This is a genomic window from Sphingomonas sanguinis, assembly GCF_019297835.1.
Taxonomy (GTDB): domain Bacteria; phylum Pseudomonadota; class Alphaproteobacteria; order Sphingomonadales; family Sphingomonadaceae; genus Sphingomonas; species Sphingomonas sanguinis_D.
This window is the reverse complement of record NZ_CP079203.1, coordinates 2,355,612-2,379,995: the sequence shown is the minus strand read 5'-3', so window position 1 is coordinate 2,379,995 and position 24,384 is coordinate 2,355,612. Positions and strand designations below refer to the sequence as shown.

At 67.1% G+C, this 24,384-nt stretch carries 20 protein-coding genes, 1 pseudogene and 1 other annotated feature; of the genes and pseudogenes, 16 read left to right on the top strand and 5 right to left on the bottom strand.

Annotation, left to right across the window (positions count from 1 at the left end):
* Positions 1-217 precede the first annotated feature (217 nt).
* The 6 genes and pseudogenes from KV697_RS11105 to KV697_RS11075 all read left to right on the top strand — a co-directional run.
* Positions 218-404 (top strand): annotated as a pseudogene (locus KV697_RS11105) (IS481 family transposase); the annotation flags it as partial.
* 131 nt (positions 405-535) lie between these two features.
* Positions 536-835 carry a transposase gene (locus KV697_RS20310; RefSeq protein ID WP_219021362.1) on the top strand — a complete coding sequence of 100 codons (300 nt, stop codon included), beginning with the start codon at positions 536-538 and terminating at the stop codon, positions 833-835.
* A gap of 177 nt (positions 836-1,012) precedes the next feature.
* Positions 1,013-2,244 (top strand): IS3 family transposase gene (locus tag KV697_RS11090; RefSeq protein ID WP_219018235.1). Its coding sequence is split into 2 segments (ribosomal slippage): positions 1,013-1,304 and positions 1,304-2,244, totalling 1,233 coding nucleotides; the frame shifts between segments, so codons are not numbered across the junction.
* Positions 1,297-1,413 (top strand) — a sequence feature (AL1L pseudoknot). It overlaps the preceding gene by 117 nt.
* Before the next feature lie 414 nt (positions 2,245-2,658).
* Positions 2,659-2,790 (top strand): benenodin family lasso peptide, encoded by a 132-nt coding sequence (locus KV697_RS11085; protein WP_219018234.1) that lies wholly within the window; start codon positions 2,659-2,661, stop codon positions 2,788-2,790.
* A 333-nt stretch (positions 2,791-3,123) separates the two neighbouring features.
* Positions 3,124-3,474, top strand: a complete 351-nt coding sequence (locus KV697_RS11080) for a lasso peptide biosynthesis B2 protein (protein ID WP_219018233.1) — start codon at positions 3,124-3,126, stop codon at positions 3,472-3,474.
* A 122-nt stretch (positions 3,475-3,596) separates the two neighbouring features.
* A complete protein-coding gene (locus KV697_RS11075) occupies positions 3,597-5,198 on the top strand; it encodes an asparagine synthase-related protein (RefSeq protein WP_219018232.1) in 1,602 nt (533 codons plus the stop codon).
* Here the strand turns inward: KV697_RS11075 and KV697_RS11070 are convergent.
* From KV697_RS11070 to KV697_RS11055, 4 genes are read right to left on the bottom strand one after another with little or no spacing between them, the layout of a single operon-like run.
* Positions 5,187-7,286: an Atxe2 family lasso peptide isopeptidase gene (locus KV697_RS11070; RefSeq protein ID WP_219018231.1), complete on the bottom strand. Its 2,100-nt coding sequence runs from the start codon at positions 7,284-7,286 to the stop codon at positions 5,187-5,189. The two genes, KV697_RS11075 and KV697_RS11070, sit on opposite strands and share 12 nt — an antisense overlap.
* Positions 7,287-7,291: 5 nt before the next feature.
* Positions 7,292-9,850, bottom strand: a complete 2,559-nt coding sequence (locus tag KV697_RS11065; RefSeq protein WP_219018230.1) for a TonB-dependent receptor — start codon at positions 9,848-9,850, stop codon at positions 7,292-7,294.
* 58 nt (positions 9,851-9,908) lie between these two features.
* Entirely contained in the window at positions 9,909-10,907 is a 999-nt protein-coding gene (locus KV697_RS11060; RefSeq protein WP_219018229.1) for a FecR family protein, read from the bottom strand.
* Positions 10,900-11,454 carry an RNA polymerase sigma factor gene (locus KV697_RS11055; protein WP_219018228.1) on the bottom strand — a complete coding sequence of 185 codons (555 nt, stop codon included), beginning with the start codon at positions 11,452-11,454 and terminating at the stop codon, positions 10,900-10,902. The genes KV697_RS11060 and KV697_RS11055 overlap by 8 nt, the downstream gene beginning before the upstream one ends.
* A gap of 818 nt (positions 11,455-12,272) precedes the next feature.
* Between KV697_RS11055 and KV697_RS11050 the strand changes: the two genes are divergently transcribed.
* The 8 genes from KV697_RS11050 (at position 12,273) to KV697_RS11015 (ending at position 20,802) form a co-directional block, all read left to right on the top strand.
* Complete coding sequence (locus KV697_RS11050; RefSeq protein WP_219021360.1) at positions 12,273-14,339, top strand: conjugal transfer protein TraG; 2,067 nt, start codon at positions 12,273-12,275, stop codon at positions 14,337-14,339.
* A 3-nt stretch (positions 14,340-14,342) separates the two neighbouring features.
* The gene (locus KV697_RS11045) at positions 14,343-14,786 is read left to right on the top strand and encodes a CopG family transcriptional regulator (protein WP_219018227.1); all 444 of its coding nucleotides are present in this window, start codon (positions 14,343-14,345) and stop codon (positions 14,784-14,786) included.
* On the top strand, positions 14,783-15,787 hold the full coding sequence (gene trbB, locus KV697_RS11040; protein ID WP_219018226.1) for a P-type conjugative transfer ATPase TrbB: 1,005 nt from the start codon (positions 14,783-14,785) through the stop codon (positions 15,785-15,787). Before KV697_RS11045 ends, trbB begins: the two co-directional genes overlap by 4 nt.
* Positions 15,784-16,125, top strand: a complete 342-nt coding sequence (locus KV697_RS11035) for a TrbC/VirB2 family protein (RefSeq protein WP_219018225.1) — start codon at positions 15,784-15,786, stop codon at positions 16,123-16,125. The genes trbB and KV697_RS11035 overlap by 4 nt, the downstream gene beginning before the upstream one ends.
* Positions 16,122-16,406: a VirB3 family type IV secretion system protein gene (locus KV697_RS11030; RefSeq protein WP_042485069.1), complete on the top strand. Its 285-nt coding sequence runs from the start codon at positions 16,122-16,124 to the stop codon at positions 16,404-16,406. Before KV697_RS11035 ends, KV697_RS11030 begins: the two co-directional genes overlap by 4 nt.
* 10 nt (positions 16,407-16,416) lie before the next feature.
* Positions 16,417-18,882 (top strand): conjugal transfer protein TrbE, encoded by a 2,466-nt coding sequence (gene trbE, locus KV697_RS11025; protein ID WP_219018224.1) that lies wholly within the window; start codon positions 16,417-16,419, stop codon positions 18,880-18,882.
* Positions 18,883-19,079: 197 nt separating this feature from the next.
* Complete coding sequence (locus KV697_RS11020) at positions 19,080-19,502, top strand: helix-turn-helix transcriptional regulator (RefSeq protein ID WP_219018223.1); 423 nt, start codon at positions 19,080-19,082, stop codon at positions 19,500-19,502.
* Positions 19,492-20,802 carry a type II toxin-antitoxin system HipA family toxin gene (locus KV697_RS11015; protein WP_219018222.1) on the top strand — a complete coding sequence of 437 codons (1,311 nt, stop codon included), beginning with the start codon at positions 19,492-19,494 and terminating at the stop codon, positions 20,800-20,802. The genes KV697_RS11020 and KV697_RS11015 overlap by 11 nt, the downstream gene beginning before the upstream one ends.
* Positions 20,803-20,930: 128 nt before the next feature.
* On the opposite strand, the gene KV697_RS11010 is transcribed toward KV697_RS11015, so the two are convergent.
* The gene (locus KV697_RS11010; protein ID WP_257575266.1) at positions 20,931-21,908 is read right to left on the bottom strand and encodes a serine hydrolase domain-containing protein; all 978 of its coding nucleotides are present in this window, start codon (positions 21,906-21,908) and stop codon (positions 20,931-20,933) included.
* A 302-nt stretch (positions 21,909-22,210) separates the two neighbouring features.
* Between KV697_RS11010 and trbJ the strand changes: the two genes are divergently transcribed.
* Positions 22,211-22,963 (top strand): P-type conjugative transfer protein TrbJ, encoded by a 753-nt coding sequence (gene trbJ / locus KV697_RS11005; protein WP_219021358.1) that lies wholly within the window; start codon positions 22,211-22,213, stop codon positions 22,961-22,963.
* A gap of 133 nt (positions 22,964-23,096) precedes the next feature.
* Positions 23,097-24,383 carry a P-type conjugative transfer protein TrbL gene (gene trbL / locus KV697_RS11000; RefSeq protein ID WP_219018221.1) on the top strand — a complete coding sequence of 429 codons (1,287 nt, stop codon included), beginning with the start codon at positions 23,097-23,099 and terminating at the stop codon, positions 24,381-24,383.
* Position 24,384 lies beyond the last annotated feature (1 nt).

Genomic DNA, 24,384 nt, shown 5'->3' with positions numbered 1-24,384 from the left:
GAGCGGCTCTGGTCGTTCTTTCCGAAGAGCCGTTGACGGTCCCTCGGTTTCTCCCCTGGGCTTGATGCGAGATTTTGGCTCGATCGGTCGGCGTTAACCCCGACCGACGTAGCATATTCGGCTAGGTGTTTGGTCCCGGCATTTGATGGTGCATCATCGGCGCAAGCCTAGAAGGAAGCACTATGGGACAGGATCTACACGGGAGCCCCACACGACAGAGGCGACCGTCGAGCGCTATCATTACGACAGCCACGAACAGCTCCGCCGCCGCCTACAACTTCGCCCGCGGGCTCAAGGCACTCAGAGGGCTCACACCCTACGAAGCCATCTGCAAGGCATGGCAAAATGAACCCGACCAATTTACATCAAACCCGCACCATCATATGCCGGAATCAAACAGCTGATCGCGCCGTGGCTTCTGGCTCAAGCTGCTCGACGCGCTGGTGAATGCTGGTATGGTCAATGAGAGTACCGCGATCGGCAGCACCTACATCAAGGTGCAACGCGCAGCTTTCGGCGGAAAAGGGGGCGCTATATCCAGGCGATCGGTCGCTCGCGCGGCCGATGGACGACCAAGATCCACGCGCTCACCGATGTCATCGGCCGCCTCTATGCGCTGATGCTGAAGGCTGGCGATGTCAGCGACTTGAAGGCAGCGCCCGCGCTTATCGAACGGGCGGGCCGAATGCGTTACCTCCTTGCGGACAAAGGCTATGACGCCGACCGACTGCCCGTTCGCTCCGTGAAGCTGGAGCCGTTCCTGTCATTCCCGGACGGCGAAACCGCAAACGCACCACCCGCTATGACAAGGACCGGTACCGCGGCCGACACCTGATCGAGAACGCTTTCTGTCGCCTCAAAGACTTCCGCCGTGTCGCCACACGCTATGACAAACTCGCCGCCAAATTTCTCTGAGGCGTCGCCATCGCAACCGCGATCGCATTATGGCTCTTATTGAGTCTTGAACCGCGCCGGGTTTGTCGGAGGCTCCAACTCCTGAGAGGAAGGGGCTATGACGAGCAAGACCACGAACAAGTTTTCGCCTGAGGTGCGCGCGCGCGCCGTGCGGATGGTGCTGGATCACGAGAAGGATCACCCGTCGCGCTGGGCAACGGTGGTGTCGATTGCAGCGAAGATTGGCTGTGCCGGCCAAACTCTGCACGAGTGGGTGAAGAAGGCCGAGGTCGATAGCGGCACGCGTGTCGGCGTGCCGAGCGATGTTGCCGACCGGATGAAGGCGTTGGAACGCGAGAACCGGGAGCTGCGCCAGGCCAACGAGATACTCAGGAAAGCGTCGGCGTATTTTGCGATGGCGGAGCTCGACCGCCGAGCGAGGTGATGGTGTCGTTCATCGACGCGCATCGTGAGGTGTACGGGGTCGAGCCGATCTGCCGGGTTCTGCCGATCGCCCCATCCACCTACCATGCGCATGCAGCCAGAAGGATTGAGCCGACCAGGAGGTCGGCTCGGGCTCGGCGTGATGATGCGCTCGGGCTGGAGGTGCGCCGCGTGTTCGAGGAGAACTTCCGCGTCTACGGCGTGCGCAAGGTCTGGCGCCAGCTGCGGCGGGAGGGGTTCGACATCGCCCGCTGCACCGTTGCCCGCCTGATGCGGACGATGGGCTTGGCCGGCGTGATCCGCGGCAAGCCGGTGCGCACCACTGTCAGCGACAGGACGGCGTCATGCCCGCTCGACCGGGTAAACCGGCAATTCCGTGCGCCGGCGCCGAACATGCTCTGGGTGTCGGACTTCACCTACGTCGCGACCTGGGCAGGCTTTGTCTACGTCGCCTTCGTCATTGACACCTATGCCCGCCGGATCGTCGGCTGGCGCGCCAGCCAGAGCGCGCATGCCGGCTTCGTCCTTGATGCGCTTGAGCAGGCACTGCACGACCGTCGGCCACTTCGGGGTGGCGGCCTCGTCCACCACTCCGACCGCGGCAGCCAGTATGTGTCCATCAAGTACACCGAGCGCCTCACCGAAGCGGGCATCGAGCCGTCGGTCGGAAGCGTCGGAGACAGCTACGACAACGCTTTGGCCGAGACCATCAACGGCCTCTACAAGGCCGAGGTGATCCACAAGCGCGGACCCTGGCGCAGCTTCGAGGCCGTCGAATACGCCACGCTGGAATGGGTCGACTGGTTCAACCATCGCCGGCTGCTAGAACCCATCGGCAACATCCCGCCTGCCGAAGCCGAAGAGCAATTCTATGCTGCCGCCAACATCATCGATATGGCAGCGTGACTCACATCCAATGGCCTCCGGCAAACCCGGAGCGGTTCAGTCTCGGCCCTAAAAGGCCCCGTACCCGTACCGACACGCGCTGTAGTCCGTGGCCGCTCTCGCCTTCCTCTACGGACTTCGCATCAAACATGCCAAAGGAGGAAAAGGATCTCATGACAACCATCGACGTCGAGCATGCCAGCCATCGGGCAACCAGTTTTCGACCGGTACGGGGGGCGGACAGGCAGACCATACGCACTCTGCGGATGTACTCCCGGGAGCCTGTTAGAAATTAATCTGTCAAAGTAATGCTCATCGGGTGGCGGCTAAGTCGCCGACATTCGGAATATAAAGTTTGTATAAAGTTCGTATATCCGACTGACCCGCACATTCTCCCAAGGTCGCGAATGATCGCGGCATATCAAGGAGAACGTCATGGAACGCGATAACGATAAGGCACCGACGTTGGTCGACCTGGGCGATGCCCGTGCCCTGACCCAGGGGCCGGCGGGTACCCCGATCGACGAGGTCCAGGGGTTCCTCGGCGCCGGCTTGGCCGACGACTGAAAGGGTGGCGGGGTGTTCCCGGGAACATCCCGCCGTTTCGCGATGAGGTTCTTCCTACCCCCGTTGGTCGGCTTCTGCTCAATCGGCGATAGCGTGATCTTCCTCGATGCCCGCTCGGATCGCTACTGGATGCTTCCAGTCGCAATGAGCCAAGCCCTTAACCGACAGTGCGCCGGGGCAGAACTTGCGGGTGATGAGGCGGGACCGCTCCTCGCGCTCGTCCGGGCCGGACTACTTGACAGCACCAAGGGCGAACCTCTCGTGCCTTGCCAACTCCCGCGCGCGCGGACCAGTCGCCTTGAGGTAATCGACACCACGCCCAGGTCCTCGACGATGATTGCCGGACTGTGCTTCGCGGCGAGCACTTGGCGCATACGCAGGCGCGGCCTGGGATGTGAACTTGCACGACTTCAGCGTCGGCAAGAGCAGCAGGCCGGAACTGCCCGCGATGTCGATCGCCATGCGGGCGCCTTTGCGCGACTGCGCCTGCTGGTCAGCCCCACGGGGCACTGTCTTCCCCTGTCGCTGGCGCTGGCCCGGCGATGTGCTTCTGCCGATGCCCGGCTTGTCTTCGGCGTGCAGTTGGCCCCGTTCGCGGCGCATGCCTGGGTCCAGCGCGACACCGAAGTGCTCAACGACGAGTTGCATGTCGTGCACGCGTTCACGCCGATCCTCGTGATATGATCCGGCCGGCATTCGCGGCATGGTTGGCCAAGTCCCAGCCCTTCGGTGGAGGGGAGCAAGCCCGCTTTTCCGAGGCAGCCCGCCGGGCTGGCCTTGGGGTATGGCACATCGACGATCGGATGATGATCGCAGCGTCGCATGCGATTGCCACGCCGGAAGGCTGTATCGTCGGATCGGTCTTCCGGCGCGGAGAAACCACGTCGCTGACGGAAGCGACGCTTCGCGCTTCGTCTGGGACCATAAGCGCGGCAAGTGAACTGACGCGTGACCATTGGGGCGATTATGTTGCCGTCGGCACCACGCGTGACGGCCGCTACGCCTTGCGCGCACCGTTCGGCAGCCTGCCATGCTATTGGCATGAGGCACCCGACCATGTCGTCCTGGCCTCATCCGTTCGGCTGTTGGGCACATTCGACGGTCCGGCTCCGGCCGTCGACTGGGATGCCCTGGGCCATTTCCTCGCGGCCACCGACTTGCGCAATGGGCGCACCGGCCTGCGCGGCGTCGAGGAACTTGGCGGCGGGCAGGCAATCGAGGTCTCCGACCGCGGCATTCATCTCGAGCGGCACTGGTCTCCCTGGTCATGGGCCGACCGGTCGCAGGCTTTCGATACTGGCGATGCGGCGGCGGAAGCATTGGCCCGGGCGATCGACACTGCGGTCGTGTCACGCCTCCCGGTCGACGTGCCGGGGATCCTGCTCCTGTCCGGCGGGCTGGATTCGTCGGTCGTGGCGGCGGCGCTGGCATCCGGCAGGTGCCGCTTCACGTGCCTGACGATGGTGGTCGCGGACGCGCAGGGCGACGAACGCGATCATGCCCGGACCGTCGCGCGCCATCTCGGCGTCCCGTTGGTCGAGGTCGTGCGCGATCCTCGGCAAGTCGATCTCATGCGTCCCCTCGCACGTGGCTTGCCGCGACCGACCGGCGCGCAGTTCCGCCAAGCCACTTTTGCTGCTGCGGACGACTTGGCGAAAGAAACTGGCTCGACGCTGGTCATCGATGGCGGTGGCGGCGACAACATGTTCTGCTCGCTGCAAAGCGTCGCCCCGGTAGTCGACGCCCTGTTCGCCATGGGCAGGGGAGCACGCCCCCTCGCAACGGCGGCCTCGATCGCACGGATGGCCCAGGTCAGTATTGCCGCTGTATTGGCACGCGCCGGCGTGCGCATGATGACGCGTCGTGCGGCCTATCGCTGGCCGGTCGACCACAGCTTCCTCGACCCCGGGATAGTCGATGGCCTTGATCGTTCCCATCCATGGCTCGACGTGCCGCGCGGCACACCGCCGGGCAAGGCAGCGCAGGTCGGTCATCTCCTTGCCGCCATGGCGGTCACGGATGGCCTCGATCCGGACCGACAGCCGGCGCTCCTGTCGCCGCTCGTCTCGCAGCCCATTGCCGAGGCTGCGCTACGGGTGCCGAGCTGGATGTGGTTCGAGGAAGGACGAAATCGCGTGCCCGTCCGACAAGCCTATGCCGCCCGCCTGCCCGCATCGGTGGTCGGGCGGCGATCCAAGGGCACGCCGACCGGCTTCCTCGCGCGACTGGTCGAGCGGGAGGCCGACATGTTGCGGCCTTTCCTGCTCGACGGATGCCTGGCCATCCATGGCGTCATCGACCGGGCGGCGGTGGAGGCCGCGCTGGCGCCGGGACCGGCCCGCGACCTGCGCTTTGCTCGCCTCCTGCAACTCGCCGACGCCGAGGCGTGGGCGCGGTCATGGGGCTGATGCCAGGGGTCGAGTCACGGCCGAATGGTCACGCCAATTCCGCCACCGCCGATACTGCTCGCGCTTGGCGGGATCGGGATCCTCCTCGCCCCGAAGCCAGAAGCGGAACCAGTCGAGATTGCGGGCATAGACTGCGGCCCGGTGCGCCGGCTGCCATTTGATGTGATGCTCGTCCGGGAAGATGCGCAGCTCGACGGGGACGTCGTTCTCGCGCAGGGCCGCGAACGTCTCGAGCGCGAACAGGCCTTCCTCGTCAGCCAGCTGGAAAAGGATCGGCGTGCGCAGCCGAGGGGCCGCCTGGGGCAAGGATATCGGCGCCCAGAATGCGGGATCGTCATCGGTCACCTTGGGAAAGCCCATCGCACGCATCTCGTCGGCGAGGACGGTGCCCCCGTAGATGAGGTCGCTTCGCAGGTAGCGGCAGCAGGTGCTGAGCGAGGCCGCGCGGAACGGCACGCCGGCGACCAGGGCATAGCGCGCCGTGGTCGATCCGTCGCTCAGCCCAGTGATGCCCATCCGGTCGCGGTCGATGTCGCCGCGCGCGGCAAGCTTCGCCAATCCCGCTTCGAGCGATGCATGGGTGCTGCGCCGCTCGTCCCAGTTGCGCAAGACTGCCGCGACGGCCTCGGCGCTTGAGAGACTGGGCTGGGCTTGCACGACAAGCGGCGGCCGCTGAAAGCTCAGCACCGCGATCCCATTCGCCGCCAGCGGCAGGATCGGATATTCGTCGCCCGTGCCGCCGCGCAGGAAGCCGCGGCTGGTGTACTGGACGATGACGAGCGGCCAGCCCTTGGCAGGTGGTCGTCCTGCAGGCAGGACGAGATCGCCCCAGGCGGGAAGACCGGCAGGGTTCGTCCAGCGCAGGCGCTCGACATGGGGCTTGGCTAGTGACGCGAACTCTGGGTTTGGATCGAGGACGGTTCGTGTGGTACCGCTGGCAAGGTCGATCCCGACGATGCGGCGCGGCACCAGCGATGCTTCGCGCAGGCACAGCAGCTCCTGAGGCGCCATGGTGCAGCCGACGAGGGCGTCCTCGGTGGCTAGGAGGCGACGGGCCGCAGCCTCGCCGGGCGTCCAGCGAAAGAGCGACGTACGCTCGTTGTTCGGGCCCTCATAGCGGATGAAGAGAAGACTGCGGCCGTCGAGGGCCCACCATGTCCCGCGGATCGAGCCATGGCATTCGGAGGCGGTACAGGCCAGACGCTGGCCATCGTTCCCGTCGGCCCAGATCCGGCGGCCGGCAAAGGGGGACGGACCGTCCACCTCGGCGCCCGACCTGCGCCCGTCCGACGTCACGGCATTCAGGGGAGAGGGCTCGCTCAATACCGGTTCACCGCCCAGGCGGACGATGTCTTGGCGACGGGCACGCACAACGGGGCCACCATTCCTGGGTACGGACCAAACCACTCTCTCGAGATCGCCCGGCAACTGCGGCGCAAAGCCGTTGGGAGGGATGACGCGATGGTCGAACAGAAATCCGTTGCGGCCCTCGGCGCGCACCCCGTCGGCGAAGGTCGTTCGCCCGGGTCGCGTCGCAAAGACGAGCCTTGCCCCGTCCTCGCTCCATGCGACGGCCTCGACATCGACCGGCGCGTCGGTGATCCGGACGGCGGCGCCGTCGTCGACCGAGACTCGCCAGGCCTGCGTCCGGCCGCCGACGCGCTTTAGATAGGCCAGGTAGCGTCCGTCGGGCGACCATGCCGGGACGATGGTCGCAGGCAGGCCGCTGCCGGTCCGGGACCCGCGCACGACATTTTCCGCGCGTATCGCCTCGCCGCCTTCATCGACGATCCGTGGCCGAGCCTGCGGCTCGAGGCCGAGCACGACCAAGGCCTGGCAGACGCGATTGGCCTCGGGGTCGGCGCGCGAGATGACGAACGCGATCCGGCGACCATCGGGCGACACGGCGAGCGGGCTCGGTCCACCGACCGAGGGGTCGGGCTGGCCGATGTCGCGCAAGGCCAGTAGGTCGTCGAGCGAGACCGGTCGACCTGTTGCGGCGGCCGGGGTGATTGCCGGCATGATGCCGGGGCATGGCAGGGGCGCGGCATTGATACCGGCGACAGAGAGGCCAGCGGCCAGCAGCATAACGCTCACCACGACTTGCTCACCGAAACGGCGAGGACACGCCCGAACGGTGAATAGTTGGTCGAGTCGTAGGGCGTGTCGTACGGCAGGCTCGTCGCGATCGGGCTTGGCCTGGCATCCAGGATGTTCTGTGCGGTCACGACAAGGTCGACGCCATGCCACCATGTCGCCCCCGAACCGGTGCGGTAGCGAAGCGTCAGGTCGCCCTGGGTCATGCCGCCGATGCGGCGTGCCGGTGTGGAGCGCAGGTCCTCGACCCCGCCGATCCGGCTCACCGCGCCGGTGATCGTCAAGCCGCCCTGGGTCCAGCCGAGGGTGGCTCGTCCGCGAAAATGAGGAGGATTGAAGATCGTGCCGGCCAGATCGACGATGGGTTGTGCCGGCGTCAGCTGCTGATCACTTTGCAGATAGGCGCCGGAAAGGGTGGCGTTGATCTGCCCGGCACCAACGCTGCGATCAAGGCGGGCCAGCATGTCGAGGCCCTTCACGCGCTGCCGCCCGGCATTGCGGTTGGCGTTGTCGATGACCGCGACCACGCTCCTGGGGTCATAGGTGCGACCCGTGGCGTTGAGGAACTGCCCCGCCCCGAGACGCAGGCTCTCGAGGGTCGCAAGGCTGGGGGAGCGCAGCACCTGGTCGGCATAGGCGGGATCGGCGAGCGCACGGGCGATGAAGGTGACCGGTGCCACGATGCGATCCCGATAGAGCGTTTCGAAATAGCTGATCTCGATGCTCAGCCCGTCGACCGCGCGGGGATGCAGTGCCAGCGTCGTCGACCAGCTGCGGGCACGCTCGGGCTGCAGGGTATCGCGTCCCCCGGACAAGAGCAGGGCCGTGGCCCCCGATGGCAGGCCGGTGCCGCCGAACACGGTCGCTGGAAGAGCGGCGACCACCAGCGGCTGGTAGCGCTGGAGGAGCGTCGGCGCACGGAAGGACCGGCCCCAGCTCGCTTTCAACGAGACATCGGGCGTCGGTGCATAGACCAGGCCGAGCTTGGGCGTGGTGACCGCATCGATGCCGGGATAGTCTTCATGGCGAAGGGCCAGGCTGGCATCGAGGCGATGGATGGCCGGGATCGCCTGGGTGGGGCCGACGAGCGGCAGGCTCGCTTCGGCATAGGCGTAGCGGCTGTCCTGGTGCGCATCGACGTCCTGCGCGCTATTGTCGCCGCGCTGGCTGACGAGCCGATTATCACGATAGCCAACCCCTAGCGCGATCTTGGCGGGACCGCCGGGCAAGGCGAAGAGCGGACCGTCGGCCGCGAGCTCGACGCTATGGGCATCGTTGCAATAGCAGCCGAAGGTCCGGCTGGTCAGCTGGGTACCGGTGAACTGGTTGGTGGCATAATGGACCCGGTCCCGGCCTGCGCTGCCCGCGAGTTCGAAGCGCCACGCGCCCGGAGACCAGCGCAGCGCGGGCGCGATTGCGGCCGAGTCGCTCTCGGCAGGCTGCTCGGCGTGTCGAAATGGCGTCACCCCGGCGGTGCTCAACGGAAACTGGGAGAGGCTGCGGCGATTGTTGTAGAGCAGGTCGAGCGACAGCTCGACAGTGTCGGCGAGCCCCTGGTGGCCGCTCAGCACCACGCTGTGCCGCCGGAGCGATGGGTAGAGATCGAGCCCGGGCACCCGGTCGCGAGCATAGTCGCGGTCGGCGGCGCGGATGGCGGTGCTGTGCCCGAACTCATAGGCGAGCAGCATGCCGCCGCCCGACCATCGCTTTCCCGCAACGACGCCGTAGACCTGCTCGACATTGCCGCCATCGGTGGAGGCGCCGAGGCGCGCGCTCGTGGTCAGCCCCTCAGCGTCGCGCCGCAGCCGGATGTTGGCGACGCCGGCGATCGCGTCCGATCCGTACAGCGCGGAGGCGCCGTCCGCGACGATCTCAATCCGCTCGACCGCATTCACCGGGATCGCGGAGACGTCGACGCTCTGGCGCGAGGCACTGTAGGCGAGGCGCCGGCCGTTGAGCAGCGTCAATGTCGCGTCGCTGCCCAGGCCGCGCAGGTTGAGCGACGATCCGCTCCCGACATTGACACCGCTCCCCGCCGGCACGTTGGCGCCGATCCCGGGGTTCTGGCCGCCCCCGAAATTCTGCGGGATGGTCCGGATGACGTCGGCGAGTGTCGCTTGGCCTTCGTTGCGGATCGTGTCGGCGGTGCGGACGATCAGCGTCGAGGCGACCGGGGCGCCGCGAATGCGGCTCCCTGTGACCACGATGTCCGTGTCCGGGGACGGCTCGGTATCCGCCCGGACGTACGGCGTGCCGTTCGGTCGAACCACGAATCCCTGGTTGATCGGCTCGGCCCGCAGGCCCGACCCGGCGAGCACGCGTGCCAGCGCGCCTACAGCATCGAAGCGCCCCTTGAGCGGTGGCGCGCGACGGCCGGCGACGAGGGCCGCATCGACCATGACGGCCTGCCCGGTCGCCTGGGCGATCGCCATGAGCGCCGATCCGAGCGGCTGGGCTGGCAGGTCATAGGCGTGTTCGTCGCGTGCCTGGCCATTGGCCGGTGCAACAACGGCCAGGCAGACAAGGCCGGCAGCCCCGAGATAGAAGCGATTCATCGTCGTTCCCCCTGCGGCATGATCGCCGCTCCACCGGGTTCAACGACACGCGATCCATCTACCCCCCTTGCGACGCACGTGAGGTGCCGCTGGTCGGCAGCAGCAGGATGGCACCATCCGCTCGCGTCTCGACGCGCAGGCCGAACATGCGGGCAAGGCTGGCCGCCAGGTCCGCCGGCTTGTCGGCCGGGAATGCCCCGGTGACCCGCAGCTGGGCGAGCGAGGGATCGGCGAGGACCAGCCTGGTTGCCGTATAGCTGTTCGCTTCGGCCACGACCCGGTCGAGCGGCGCAGCGTCGAAGCCGAGCATCCCGCTCGTCCAGGCTGTCGTGCCCGCAGGTATCGTCCTGGGCGCCGAGAGATGCGTCATGTCCGCCGTGGCGGTGACCTGCTTGCCGGCCGTCAGGCGGATGCGTTGCTCCGGCGACTTTGCCGATCGGGCGGTGACCTCGACGATGCCCTGGATCAGCGTCACCCCCGCCCCGCTTGGTCGCATGTCGACATCAAAGATCGTGCCGTGCGCAACGACGGTCATCGCACCTGCCGTCACGGTGAACGGGCGACGCGGATCATGGGCCACGATAAACCGCGCGCGGCCCTGCTCGAGCACGAGTTGTCGCGCTTCCGGCGCGTAATGGATTGCCAGCGTGCTGTCGGTATCGAGCGTGACGCGTGAGCCATCGGGAAGGCGGATGGTACGAAGCTGGCCGACGGCACTGGCGACGCGCTCCGGCACGGCGACGCGCGGCGCATGCGAAACGCTCCATCCCGTGACGACAAGGGCCATGGCGGCGGCGCTGCCGAAGGCGAGGCGGCCGGGCGTGCACCCACCGACATGCCACCAAGGCCTTGTCAGCTGGGCGCCGTAGCGCAGGCTGCTCTGCGCCAGGATGGTGCTGTCCTGCCAGTGCCGTTCGACCCGGGCGAAGGCGGCGGCATGCGCGGGGTCCGCGTTGCGCCATGCCTCGAAGCGAGCACGGTCGCGTTCGCCATCGGGCGCCTGGAGACGCGCGAGCCATGCCGCGGCCTCGCGCTGCAGCCGTCGATCCTCAGCCATTGTCGGCCTGATCCAGTTCATAAGCGAGAATCGCGATCGCCCGGCTCATCTGCTTCTCGACCCCTTTCACGCCGATCCCGCAGGCCTGCGCGATCTCGGCATAGCTCATGCCGTCGACGCGGTGCGCGAGAAAGATGGCACGGGTGCGGGGCCGCATAGCCTCGACGGCGCGCTCGATGCGCCGCAGTTCGTCGCGCGCCTCGAGCTGTCGCTCGACATCGGGGGCAATCAGTTCGATGCCGTCGAGCGGGACGTGCATGTCCGAGGCACGGCGAAGGTCGCGCTTGGCCTGGTCGAGACCGACGGATGTCGCGATCTTCCAGAGATACGCCACCGGTCTCTCCTGCGCGAGGGAGCGCAATCGGTCCGGCCCCAGGCCGAGCAGTCGCACGAACGCGTCATGGACGAGGTCGAAGGCATCTTGGCGATCGGACCGCCTTGCACGCGATCGCGCCAGGCGAGGCGCCTCGACCGCATACAGCGTCTCGACCAGCGCATCGTCGTCTTGGGCGCGACGCGCGCGAGGGAGTGCCGATCCACTGCTCATGGCGAGCAGCGGACACGCGCCCGCGCGGCGCGCGCGGCAGCTTTTCCGGAAGACATGGGACGCCTCCAGCGCCGAGGCGAGCCGGCCGGGCCAGCGATCGGGTCACTCGCGCAAGGGACGTGGCGGGCGTTTTTAGCCGCCGAGCGCGGCCTGGACATCTACGCCAGCAGCCCGGAACGATCGTTCGTCCCGGCCAAAATATCCCAGGCAAGGTCCTCAAGCCTCGATGCGGACCGGGGCCCGCACGCCACCAGCTTATCGCGTCCGATGCCCAATGCAAGGCGGGTAAGCGGTGGACATGCTCCGTCGACGGCAAGGCTGTGCCGCCGAACCGGGCCCTGAGACATGCTTGAACATGCGCCGGCGCCTTTAGCCGCGAGGCCTGGACATACGCGCCAGCGACCCGGTCGCTGCTCTGTTCGGCATGGGCTGCAACTACTTTACGCATTTCCCCGATGTCGACCAAGGGGTCGATGCACCGTCGGCATCGATAAAATAGCGTTTCGCTACCCGGCAGCACTGGATGAAGCCATCCGAGAACGGCCGCCGGATTTCCAAGGACCGATGCGACCACCATCGGCGATGGTCTCGTGCCGGTGCTTCGGTGCCTGCATCGCTTGCATCAGGCCCGTTGCCCCATGCTTCGACTTTGCCTGTGCGACCACGCTGGTTCACGCGCTGGACACGGTCGACGCCGCGCCAATGTCCCCCGACACGTGCTTGCTGGCCCCAGCGAGGGTCTGATCGTGGGGCGGCGATGATGCGATCGTGGAGGCGGCCCGAAGGACAGGATGTCCAGTCCCGGGCTGGAGGCGCTCGTGACACCGACCAAATTGCTTATCGGACAGGTCCTCGTGGTGCTCGCGATCGTCGTTGCGAGTATCTGGACCGCAACCCAATGGGCCGCGGCTCGGCTCGCCTACCAGCCGCAGCTCGGCCCGCCCTGGTTCATCGCATTCGATCGTCCGATCTACCATCCGTGGTCGATCTTTCCATGGTGGTTCTCGTTCGACGCCTATGCGCCGGTCATCTTCGACGAGGCAGGCGCGATCGCTGCGGCCGGCGGCTTCCTGGGGTGCGGCGCCGCAGTCTTTGGATCGATCTGGCGGGCGCGGCAGTCCAGCAACCTCACCACCTATGGCTCGGCTCGCTGGGCGACCCGCAAGGACGTCGCGGCGGCCCGACTGCTCGGTGATCGCGGCGTCGTCCTCGGCCGGTTCGACGGTGACGATCTTCGCCACGACGGCCCCGAGCATGTCATGGCGTTCGCACCGACCCGTTCTGGCAAGGGGGTGGGCCTGGTCGTGCCGACGCTGCTCAGCTGGACCGGCTCGACGATCGTCCACGACATCAAGGGCGAGAACTGGCAACTGACCGCCGGCTGGCGCGCACGCTTCTCGCACTGCCTGCCGTTCAATCCGACCGATGCCCGCTCGGCGCGCTACAATCCGCTGCTCGAGGTGCGGCGCGGCGTGAACGAGGTCCGCGATGTCCAGAATATCGCCGATATCCTCGTCGACCCGGAAGGTGCGCTGGAGCGGCGCAACCATTGGGAAAAGACCAGCCATGCGCTGCTGGTCGGCGCGATCTTGCACGTCCTCTATGCCGAGGGAGAGAAGACGCTTGCCCGCGTCGCGACCGTCCTGTCCGACCCGCAGCGCAGCTTCGCTGAGACGCTGCGCCATATGATGGAGACCAACCATCTCGGCACCGATGATGCGCCCAGCGTCCATCCCGTCGTCGCCTCGGCTGCCCGCGAACTGCTCAACAAGAGCGATAACGAACGCTCGGGCGTGCTGTCGACGGCGATGTCCTTTCTCAGCCTCTATCGCGATCCAACCGTCGCGGCCGTCACAGCCGCGTCGGACTGGCGGATCGTCGACCTCGTGGAGGCGGCGCATCCCGTTTCCCTCTACCTCGTCGTACCGCCGTCCGACATCAGCCGCACCAAGCCGCTCGTGCGGCTGATCCTCAACCAGATCGGCCGCCGACTGACCGAGGAACTCCATGGCCTTGGCAAAGACGGCGAAACCGGTGCCGCCGGTTCCGGAAGCCGCCCCGAAAGCAGACGGCCTCTCTTGATGATGCTCGATGAATTCCCGGCGCTCGGGCGACTCGACTTCTTCGAGACGAGCCTCGCCTTCCTGGCAGGCTATGGCGTGCGCGTCTTCCTGATCGCACAGAGCCTTAACCAGATCGAGAAGGCTTACGGCGAGCACAACGCCATCCTCGACAATTGCCATGTCCGCATCGCCTTCGCGACGAATGACGAACGGACGGCGAAGCGGATATCGGATGCGCTCGGCACCGCGACCGAACAACGCGCGATGCGCAACTATGCGGGTCACCGGCTCGCGCCTTGGCTGGCCCATGTCATGGTCAGCCGGCAGGAGACCGCACGTGCCCTGCTGACACCCGGCGAGGTGATGCAGCTCGCGCCGACCGACGAGCTCCTGCTGATCTCGGGTCATCCGCCGATCCGGGCCAGGAAGCTGCGCTACTATGAGGACCGGCGCTACACTGCGCGCGTCCTTCCGCCGCCGACACTCGATGCAGGCGGATATCGCGACGTGCCCGCCGCCCGCCCTGACGACTGGGCCGGCCGGGTATGCGGAGCCGACCTGCGGCTTGCGGTTAGCACCGACGCTAGCAAGGACACGGAGGACGCCGGTCTTGAACAGGCCCGGCTTCCTGCCCACGAGGTCGAGCCGGCCATGATGGTCGAGCCGGAGATCGCCGACCCACTCGGCCTCGGCGATGACGATGGCGATCAGGCGGCCGAGCGACGCGCGATGGACCGTGCCCAGCAGGTCGGCACCGCTCGCACGGTCTATGGCCTCGACGCCGCCTCGGGCCGCCCCGACGACCTGCAGCTGGGGATTTGAGCGATGGACAAGACGAGCGACAAGGTGCGCCATCAACTCTTTCTCCCGAGACCGCTGTCCGACCGGCTGGAGGCACTCGCGGCCAGGCCCGGCGCGACCAAGTCGGCGATCCTCGTCGATGCGGTGACCGCCTGGCTCAACCGGCGCGGCGCCTCCGAGCTGGAGGACCGGTTCGCGATCCGGCTCGACCGGCTGACCCATGCGATCGGGCGGGTCGACCGGGACACCTATGTCATCCTCGAGACGCTGGCGCTGTTCATCCGGTTCGAGCTCTCGATCCAGACACCGCTCGCCGAGAACGATGCCGCCGGTCGCGCGCTCGGCGCCAAGCGCTTCGAGGCTTTCGTGACGCAGGTCGGGCGACGGGTCTCGACCGGACGCCGCTCGCTCGGTGGATCGCCGCAGGAAGACGATACGACTCCTTCTAAGCGGGGAGGCGACCGATGAGCGCCCTGCTGTCCGCGGAGCGTCGCCGCCGGATGCTGATCACGGCGCTGGGGACCGACATCGCCGTGGCGATGCGGGATCCGCTGGTGGTCGAGATCATGGTCAATCCCGATGGTGCGCTGCGGCTCGACCGTCTCGGCGAGGGCCGGAGCGACACCGGGGTGCGGATGGCACCCGACCAAGTCGAGCGCATCGTCCGGCTGGTCGCCTCGCACGCCCGCGCCGAGGTCCATGCGGAGCACCCGATCATCTCGGCCGAGCTGCCGCCGCATGTCGAAGGCCATGCCGGCGAGCGGTTCGAGGGCGTGCTGCCGCCGGTGGCGCCAGCGCCCTGCTTCGCGATCCGCAAGGCCGCCACCAAGCTCCACACGCTCGACGACTATGTCGCCGATGGGCTGATGTCCGCGATCCAGGCCGAGGCGCTGCGTGGCGCGGTTACCCGGCGCGACAATATCCTTGTCGCCGGCGGCACCAGCTCGGGCAAGACGACGCTCGCCAACGCGCTCCTGGCCGAGATGGCCGAGGAACGCTCGGGGCAGGACGCGCGTGTCATCCTGATCGAAGATACGCGCGAGCTGCAATGCCCGCTGCCCGATACGGTGGCGCTGCGCACGCGCCCGCCGCAGGTGTCGATGGCCCAGCTGGTACGCTCGACGATGCGGCTCCGCCCCGACCGGATCATCGTCGGCGAAGTCCGCGGCCCCGAAGCGCTCGACATGCTCAAGGCCTGGAACACGGGGCATCCCGGCGGGATCGCGACGGTCCATGCCAACAGCGGACAAGCCGCGCTCTACCGGGTCGAGCAGCTCTGCCAGGAAGCGGTCGTCACCGTGCCGCGCCAGCTCATCGCCGAGGCGATCGACCTCGTCGTCTTCATCGCCGGGCGCGGCACAGACCGCCGCGTCTCGACCATCGCGCGTGTCGCCGGGCTCGACCCCGACACCGGCGCCTACACACTCGCCGACTTGTCCCCGTTCAACCCGAAGGAGAACCGACCATGACCCGTATTTCCATCACGCGTCCGACCGCCGCTCGGCCTCTGCTTGCCGGTGCCGCGATCGGCTTGGCGCTGACCTTCGCAACCCAGGTCCAGGCCGCCGGCTCGGGCATGCCGTGGGAGGAGCCGCTGCAACAGGTGCTCGAATCCGTGCAGGGGCCGGTCGCCAAGATCGTCGCGGTGATCATCATCATCACGACGGGGCTGACGCTGGCCTTCGGTGAGACTGCGGGCGGGTTCCGGCGCCTTATCCAGATCGTCTTCGGCCTGTCGATCGCGTTCGCGGCGTCGAGCTTCTTCCTGTCCTTCTTCAGCTTCGGCGGCGGGGCGCTGGTCGCATGACCGCCCCGGCGACCGATACCGGTCGGCACCTCGATGGCTTCGAGGTGCCGATCCATCATTCGCTCGGCGCGCCGCTGCTGCTCGGCGGCGCGCCCCGCGGGCTCGCGATCATCAACGGGACACTGGCCGCCGCGGTCGGCCTCGGCCTCCAGCAATGGGTGGCCGGGGTGCTGCTCTGGGCCGTCGGCCACAGCGCCGCGGTGATGGCGGCGCGCCGCGATCCCGACTTCGCGCCGGTCCTCCTCCGTCACATCCGCCAGAAGGGATATCTCGCATGCTGAGCCAGAGGGCATGATGTACCTCGGCGAATATCGCGACCATGCCGAGCGGCTCGCCGATCACCTTCCCTGGGCGGCGTTGGTCGCTCCCGGCGTGGTGCTCAACAAGGACGGCAGCTTCCTGCGGGTGCTCGCGTTCCGCGGCCCCGACCTTGAATCCGCCAACGAGGCCGAGCTGGTCGGCGCCTGCGCACGGGCGAACAATGCGCTCAAGCGGCTGGGCAGCGGCTGGGCCTTGTTCTTCGACGCCGAGCGGCGCGAGGCCCTGGCCTATCCCGACAGCGACTTTCCCGACCCGGCGAGCTGGCTCGTCGATCGCGAGCGCCGGGCGGCGTTCGAGGCCGCGGGCACGCATTTCGAGAGCCGCTATCACCTGACACTGACCTGGCTGCCACCGGCGGACACGGCGGACCGTGCCGGGCGGAGCCTGGTCGAGCGCCCCGACAGCGACCGGGAGCGCGACTGGCGCGGTACGCTCGCTTCGTTCGTCGCGGAGACAGATCGCGTGCTCGACCTGCTGTCGGGCGTCATGGCGTCGGTGCGTCCGCTCGACGACCGCGAGACGCTGACCTTCCTACATGGCACCGTCTCCGACCGGCGCCATCCCGTCGCGGTCCCTGAGACGCCGATGTATCTCGACGGCCTCCTCGCCGACACGCCGCTCATCGGCGGGCTGGAGCCCAGGCTCGGGCAAATGCATGTGCGCACGCTGACGGTGCTCGGCTTTCCGAATCTCAGCCGCCCCGGCATCCTCGACGCGCTCAACCACCAGGATTTCGGCTATCGCTGGGTCACGCGCTTCATCGCGCTCGACAAGACTCAGGCGACCAGGACGCTCACTTCGCTTCGGCGCCAATGGTTCAACAAGCGCAAGTCGATCACTGCGCTGCTGCGCGAGGTGATGTACAACACCCCGGCGCAGCTGCTCGACAGCGATGCCGACAACAAGGTCGCCGATGCCGACCAGGCGCTTCAGGTGCTCGGCAGCGACCATGTCGCCTTCGGCTATTTGACGACGACGATCACGGTCAGTGACCGCAATCAGGCAGCAGTCGAGGACAAGGTTCGCGCGGTCGAGCGGATCGTCAACGGACTCGGCTTCACCGCCAAGCGCGAGACGGTGAATGCGGTCGAGGCCTGGCTGTCGTCCTTGCCGGGCCACGCCTATGCCAATGTCCGGCAGCCGCTGGTGCACACGCTCAACCTCGCGCATTTGATGCCGCTTTCCTCCGTCTGGGCCGGCCCGGCCGGCAACGACCATCTCGCCGCGGTCACGGGCCAGGAAGCGCCGCCGCTGCTCGTCGCCAAGACCGCCGGATCGACGCCGTTTCGGTTGTCGACCCATGTCGGCGATGTCGGGCACATGATGGTGGTCGGGCCGACGGGCGCCGGCAAGTCGGTGCTTCTGAACCTGATCGCGCTCCAGTTCCGCCGCTATCGCCAAGCCCAGGTCTATATCTTCGACAAGGGCAACAGCGCGCGTGCGTCGGCGCTGGCGATGGGCGGGGCGCACCATGCGCTGGGCGCGGCGGAGGCGGACGGCACGACGCTCGCTTTCCAACCGCTCGCCGATATCGACGATGCCGCTGAACGAGGCTGGGCCGCCGAATGGATCGCGGCGCTGCTGTCGCACGAGGGCGTGCCGGTCACCCCGGAGGCGAAGGACGCGATCTGGACCGCGCTCGGCAGCCTCGCTTCCGCGCCGCGCGATGAGCGGACCATAACCGGCCTCGTGCTGCTGCTCCAGTCCAACGCGTTGCGCCTCGCGCTCCAGCCCTACACGCTCGAGGGACCGCACGGCCGATTGCTCGACGCGGCCGAGCAGCAACTCGACCTTGCCGATGTCCAATGCTTCGAGACCGAGGCGCTGATGGGCCAGGCCGGCGCGGTCGCGCCGGTGCTGACCTATCTCTTTCACCGGCTGGAGGCGCGGTTCGACGGGCGCCCGACGCTGCTGGTCCTCGACGAGGCGTGGATCTTCCTCGACCACCCGCTGTTCGCCGCGCGTATCCGCGAATGGCTGAAGGTGCTGCGCAAGAAGAATGTCGCGGTCGTCTTCGCAACGCAGAGCCTCGCCGATATCGCGGGCTCGGCTATCGCGCCCGCGATCATCGAAAGCTGCCCGCAGCGGATCCTGCTGCCCAACGACCGGGCGGTCGAACCGCAGGGCCATGACATCTACGCGCGCTTCGGCCTCAACGACCGTCAGGTCGAGCTGATCGCCCGGGCGACCCCCAAGCGCCATTACTACCTCCAGTCGGCGCGCGGGAACCGGCTGTTCGAGCTGGGGCTTGGTCCCATCGCACTCGCGCTGTGCGGCGCGTCGGACCCGGCGACGCAGAAGCGGATCAATGCTGTGCTCGCCGAACATGGCCGCGATGGCTTCGCCAGTGCCTTCCTTCGCGACGCTGGCCTCGATTGGGCGGCCGATCTCATGGCCGATGCCCCGCACCCGGAACCTGGCGGAGCATCACTCTAGCGATGCAGAATCACGCGACGCCTGCTGCGGTCACAGCCAGGCTGCCTCGGTCCGAAATTATGGTGCATCTCAGATGCACGATAATTGCAAAAATCGATCGCCTGGACCTACCTGCCGGTAACGGACGAGCAGTCAACGACAGGATGTTTTGGTGGATGCGTGCATCAATCACGTCGCTAATGATTGATGCATACAGCATGTCCGTTGACAACTTGCATTCGAGGATGCATGTGCTGGATGCATCCGGCGTAAAGCCGCTTTATGCTGGTTGGGTGCCACAGATGCCTGCTTCAAAGAAGCGCAGTTATGCGCGGTATACGATGGCAGCGGTAGAGCTCCTCGGCATGCTGGTGCAGCTCGAGCGCAAGTCGCGCAGGATGACCGCGCAAGACTTGGCGGACCGGCTCGGCGTCGACCGCAGCACCTTGCATCGGCTGGAAAAGGGTGATCCGAAGGTCGAACTGGGACTTGCCTTCGAGGCGTGTGCCATCCTCGGCATTCCGCTGTTCGAAGAGGATGCACAGGGGGTGTCGATGCGGCTCGACGAAGCGGGCAAGCGCCTCGCACTGCTCCCTCGCCGCGTGCGGCCGAAGCCGTTGAGCATCAGCGATGACTTCTAAGCTGCCCCATCCGCGCGAGGCCTTTGTCTGGACCTGGCTGCCCGGAGCCACGACGCCGGTCGTTGCTGGCCGGCTGGTATCCGACGGCGAGCGTATCCAGTTCATGTATGGCCGTTCGTATCGCGAGCGGACCGACGCCATCCCGCTTTATATGCCGGAACTCCCGCTCGTGGGCGAACCCATCGCCCCCCTCGGCACACTTGCGATGGCGAGCGCGATCCGCGACGGCGCCCCTGACGCCTGGGGACGGCGTGTCATCCTCAACAGGACCTTCGGGGGCAAGGGCAACGACCTTGACGGGATCGAGCTGGACGAGCTGGTCTTCCTGCTCGAATCCGGCTCGGACCGGATCGGCGCCCTGGATTTCCAGACGTCTGCAACAGCATATGCTCCACGCGGCGGCAGGCACGCGACCGTCGAGGAACTGCTCGCGTCTGCGGAGAAGGTCGAGAAGAACCTGCCGCTCACGCTGGAGCTCGATCAGGCCCTCCATCATGGCAGTTCGATCGGCGGTGCCCGTCCCAAGGCGCTGCTCACGGATGGGGCGCAGAAATATGTCGCCAAATTCTCCAGCAGCGGCGACACCTATTCGGTCGTGAAGGGTGAATATATTGCGATGCGCCTGGCCGCGCTCGCCGGGCTGTCGGTCGCGCCGGTCCGGCTGATCCATGCTGCGGGCAAGGATGTGCTTCTGGTCGAGCGGTTCGATCGCGTGCCGACCGGGAATGACTGGCACCGCCGGGCGATGGTATCGGCGCTCACCATCCTCGAGCTCGACGAGATGCAGGCGCGCTATGCGAGCTATCAGGATCTTGCGGAGAAGATACGCTTCCGCTTCATCGATCCGACCGCAACCCTGCACGAGCTGTTCACGCGGCTGACGTTCAACATCCTGGTCGGCAATGTCGACGATCATGCGCGCAACCACGCCGCGTTCTGGGATGGGGCGCAGCTCGCCCTGACGCCCGCCTACGACATTTGCCCACAGGCGCGAGCCGGCGAGGAAGCCAGCCAAGCGATGCTGATTGTGGGCCGGCACCGCTCGAGCCAGATAGCCACCTGCCTGGCCGCCGCCGGCGACTTCCATATGACGTCCGACCAGGCCATCGCGATCGTGTCCAGGCAGATCGAGACCATTGGCGCACAATGGCTCGCGCTGTGCGACGAGGCGAGCCTAGGACCGGTGGACAGGGCGCTGTTCTGGGGACGGCAATTCCTCAATCCCTTTGCCTTCTACGAGCTTGAAGGGCCGGCGGCCGTACTCGCGGAGCGCGCCGCCACGATCCGCGGCCAAGTCTGAACCGATCGCGATTGGTCGCCTGCTACCGCTCGGCTAAACTGCAACGAAGACGAGAAGGACGTGAGCACGGAGCCGTCGTCCGCAGGACTGCGGCGGCGGCAAGGGCAGTCAGCATGACCTTGGTCCTGTCAGTTCATCTGGCCACGGAGGAAGGCGATCAGCTTCGGGTCGCTGCCGGTGCGTTCGAGGATGGGCAGGATGACCCGCCATCCGTTGTCGCTGTTGGTCAGGATCACGATGCCGTCGCCGCTCGCACGATCGATCGCGGCGAAGGTGAAGGCCCCGGCATCCTTACCGGTGTGGAGCATCGTTGTGCCTCCGGGAAATCCGAGAAGCTGCCAGCCGAGGCCAAAGCCGGTCCAGGGTGGACAGCTGGCTGCTTTCGATCCGGCACATATTCCGGGCGTCAGATCGGCCTGCGATCTGCTGCGCTCCGCCGCGACGGACGCGACCAGGCCCCTGTCGCTGCGCGCATCGATGAGGAAGCGCGCATAATCACGCGCCGTCGCGTGCGCGAGATCGGCAGCGTTGTAGCGCGTCACCCGCTCTACAGGGAGCGGCTTGCCGGCGTCGTCGTAGGGCACGGCGATCGGCGCCGCCTCGCCTTGCGCCGACACATACCCGGAAGCGCGCATGTGGGCGGGTGTGAACAGCCAGCGGCCAGCCAGCGTCTCGAACGACTGCCCGGTGCGACGCTCGGCATAGCGCGCCGCATATTGATACCCCTCGCCCGAATAGCCGGTGGTCGTGCCGGGATCATGATCGAACGCCAGTCCCTTCACATCCCGCCAGTTCGGCAACCCGGTGCGATGGCTCAACGCCATGCGGACCGTCAGCTTCATCCGCCGCGGATCGCGTGACAGGTCGGGATCGCTCCAGTAGCGATCCATCGGCTCGTCGAGCGACAGCCTGTCGGCTGACACCAAGCGCAGGATGACTTCCGCCGTCAGCGGCTTCGTCAGCGAGGCGAGATTATAGGGCGTGGCGACGGTCGCCGCCCGGTTCGGCCCTGCCATGCCCCAGGCGCCCGTCGAGACGATCCGTCCGTTGCGGATCACGGCGACCGAAGCACTCTCCACGTGCAGTTCTCGGAGAGCCGTGGTCATATCCGGCAGAGAGGCGTTGGCTCTGGCGTCCGCCATTGAGGCGCAAGCCAGCAGCGCAATCAAGCCTGCGTGAACTGTCCGCTTCAGACGATTGGCTGTATTACTCATGTGCCACACATAGCGGCGTCGAAGTCTGGCCACAACAACTGCCGGGTCTTCGGAGAAGGTTTCGTGATTGTCCCCACAAGGTCCCGTGCAGACCCCAGCCGGTATCTGACGCCGCGGCGCCGAGAGGCCGACACTCCATGCCGAGCCCGACCGCGATCGACGCGGGTGCGGGTGCCAAAGCACTGGAGATCGTCATGCCGTTCCTCGACCGCCGCCGCGTCATCGCCGCCATGCTCGCCGCCGCTGCCAGGGGCAGTTTCATCATGGGGGTCATGTCGGCGGCGACGCCGGCCCATGCGCAGTTCGGCGGGATCGTGTTCGATCCGCGAAACTATGCGCAGAACATCCTGACCGCCGCGCGCACGCTGCAGAGCGTCAACCAGCAGATCCAGCAGCTCCAGAATGAGGCGCAGATGCTGGTTGCCATGGGCAAGAACCTAAGCCGCATCGATTTCCCGCAGCTGGATGCACTCAAACAGAAGCTTGCCGAGATCGACCGGCTGATGGGCCGGGCGCAGGCGATCGACTTCCGGGTCGGCCAGCTCGACGACCAGTTCCAATCGCTGTTTCCCGGCGACTTCTCCTCGGCGCTCCGCACCGACGCCCGCGTGCGTGGTGCCCGCGCCCGGCTTGATGCCAGCATGGGCGCGTTTCGCCAGACGATGACGGTGCAGGCGCAGGTCGTCGAGAACGTCCGGTCCGACACACAGGCGCTCGCCGACATCGTCGCGCGCAGCCAAGGCGCGGAAGGCTCGCTCCAGGCACAGCAAGCCACCAACCAGCTCCTTGCCTTGACCGCCAAGCAGCAGTTGCAGCTCCAGCAGATGATGGCCGCGCAGTTCCGTAGCGAGGCGATCGAGCAGGCACGGCGCGCGACGCAGGCACAGGAGGCACGCGCGGCGACCAGGAAGTTCCTCGGCTCCGGATCAGCCTACACGTCCCAATAGCCCCACGGCGTAGACAGGCTGGATCCGGCCGGCGGCCGGTGATGCCCCGATCATCTGTCGCCGTCGCGGGGCGCGGTCCCGCTCCCCACCGCGCCCCGCGACATTCTCTCCACTTTGCCAGGAAGAGGATCTCATGAACGACCTCAATGTCATCGACCGCTTCCTGCAGGCGTTCATCACTTACATCGACAGCGGCTTCGGGCTGCTCGGTCCTGACGTCGGCTTCCTGACCGCGACGCTGATCGGCATCGACATCACGCTTGCCGGCCTGTTCTGGGCGATGGGCGGCGAGGACAATGTCATCGGACGCTTCCTCAGGAAGATCCTCTATGTCGGCGCCTTCGCGTTCATCCTCAACAGCTTCTCTCGCCTTGCCGACATCATCTTCCGCTCGTTCGCGCAGGCCGGGCTGACCGCCGGCGGTGGCACGCTGTCCGCGGACGACCTGCTGAAGCCCGGGCGGCTCGCCGGCACCGGCTTCTCGGCGGCGTGGCCGCTGCTCGACCAGGCGAGCGAGATGGTCGGGTTCACGACCTTCTTCGACAACTTCCTGACGATCATGATCCTGCTTTTCGCCTGGGCGCTGGTGATCGTCGCCTTCTTCATCCTCGCGGTGCAGATGTTCGTCTGCATCCTCGAGTTCAAGCTGACGAGCCTGGCGGGCTTCATCCTCGTGCCGTTCGCGCTGTGGAACCGCACCAGCTTCCTCGCCGAGCGCGTGCTGGGCAATGTCGTCTCGTCCGGCGTGAAGGTGATGGTGCTCGCCGTCATCGTCGGGATCGGCTCCAACTTCTTCGCCGAGTTCACGCAAGCGCTGCAGGGCCAGGAGCCCGACATCGGCCAGGCGATGAGCCTCGTGCTTGCCAGCCTGTCGCTGTTCGGCCTCGGCATCTTCGGGCCGTCGATCGCCTCGGGGCTGGTGTCCGGCGCCCCGCAACTCGGCGCCGGCGCGGCACTTGGCACCGCGGTCGGCGCCGGCGGCATCGCGCTGCTGGCGGGTGGGGCGGCCGTCGGTGGCGCGCGCGCCTTGGCCGGCGCTGCGCTAGGGGCGGTGCGTGCCGGCACCGCAATGGGATCCGCGGCCTCGACCGCCGCGCAGCTCGGTCGTGAGACGGGCGGCTCTGCAGTCGGCGGCATGGCCGCCGCTGCCAAGGGTGCGGCGGCCCAGAAGATCGAAAGCACCTTCGGGCTCGGCGCTGCCGCAGAGCGGGGTCGCAACGCCGCCTGGTCGGCGCTCAATCGAACCTCCGACGCGTCGCCGGGCACGAACGACGCCGACGGCGGCACGCCTGCATGGGCGCGGGCGATGCGCGACCAGCAGACGAGCCGCCATCGCCGCCAAGTCGCGATCCACGCGCTCAGCCAAGGCGATCGTGGCGGCGGCTCCGCCATTCCCGACATCAAGGAAAGGAACGACTGAA

Bases quoted from the DNA above. Each gene is read 5' to 3' on its own strand.
- KV697_RS11085 (WP_219018234.1), top strand. From the start codon at position 2,659: ATGGAACGCGATAACGATAAGGCACCGACGTTGGTCGACCTGGGCGAT.
- KV697_RS11080 (WP_219018233.1), top strand. From the start codon at position 3,124: ATGATTGCCGGACTGTGCTTCGCGGCGAGCACTTGGCGCATACGCAGG.
- KV697_RS11075 (WP_219018232.1), top strand. From the start codon at position 3,597: ATGATCGCAGCGTCGCATGCGATTGCCACGCCGGAAGGCTGTATCGTC.
- KV697_RS11070 (WP_219018231.1), bottom strand. From the start codon at position 7,286: ATGCTGCTGGCCGCTGGCCTCTCTGTCGCCGGTATCAATGCCGCGCCC.
- KV697_RS11065 (WP_219018230.1), bottom strand. From the start codon at position 9,850: ATGAATCGCTTCTATCTCGGGGCTGCCGGCCTTGTCTGCCTGGCCGTT.
- KV697_RS11060 (WP_219018229.1), bottom strand. From the start codon at position 10,907: ATGGCTGAGGATCGACGGCTGCAGCGCGAGGCCGCGGCATGGCTCGCG.
- KV697_RS11055 (WP_219018228.1), bottom strand. From the start codon at position 11,454: ATGAGCAGTGGATCGGCACTCCCTCGCGCGCGTCGCGCCCAAGACGAC.
- KV697_RS11045 (WP_219018227.1), top strand. From the start codon at position 14,343: ATGGACAAGACGAGCGACAAGGTGCGCCATCAACTCTTTCTCCCGAGA.
- trbB (WP_219018226.1), top strand. From the start codon at position 14,783: ATGAGCGCCCTGCTGTCCGCGGAGCGTCGCCGCCGGATGCTGATCACG.
- KV697_RS11035 (WP_219018225.1), top strand. From the start codon at position 15,784: ATGACCCGTATTTCCATCACGCGTCCGACCGCCGCTCGGCCTCTGCTT.
- KV697_RS11030 (WP_042485069.1), top strand. From the start codon at position 16,122: ATGACCGCCCCGGCGACCGATACCGGTCGGCACCTCGATGGCTTCGAG.
- trbE (WP_219018224.1), top strand. From the start codon at position 16,417: ATGATGTACCTCGGCGAATATCGCGACCATGCCGAGCGGCTCGCCGAT.
- KV697_RS11020 (WP_219018223.1), top strand. From the start codon at position 19,080: ATGTCCGTTGACAACTTGCATTCGAGGATGCATGTGCTGGATGCATCC.
- KV697_RS11015 (WP_219018222.1), top strand. From the start codon at position 19,492: ATGACTTCTAAGCTGCCCCATCCGCGCGAGGCCTTTGTCTGGACCTGG.
- KV697_RS11010 (WP_257575266.1), bottom strand. From the start codon at position 21,908: ATGACCACGGCTCTCCGAGAACTGCACGTGGAGAGTGCTTCGGTCGCC.
- trbJ (WP_219021358.1), top strand. From the start codon at position 22,211: ATGCCGTTCCTCGACCGCCGCCGCGTCATCGCCGCCATGCTCGCCGCC.
- trbL (WP_219018221.1), top strand. From the start codon at position 23,097: ATGAACGACCTCAATGTCATCGACCGCTTCCTGCAGGCGTTCATCACT.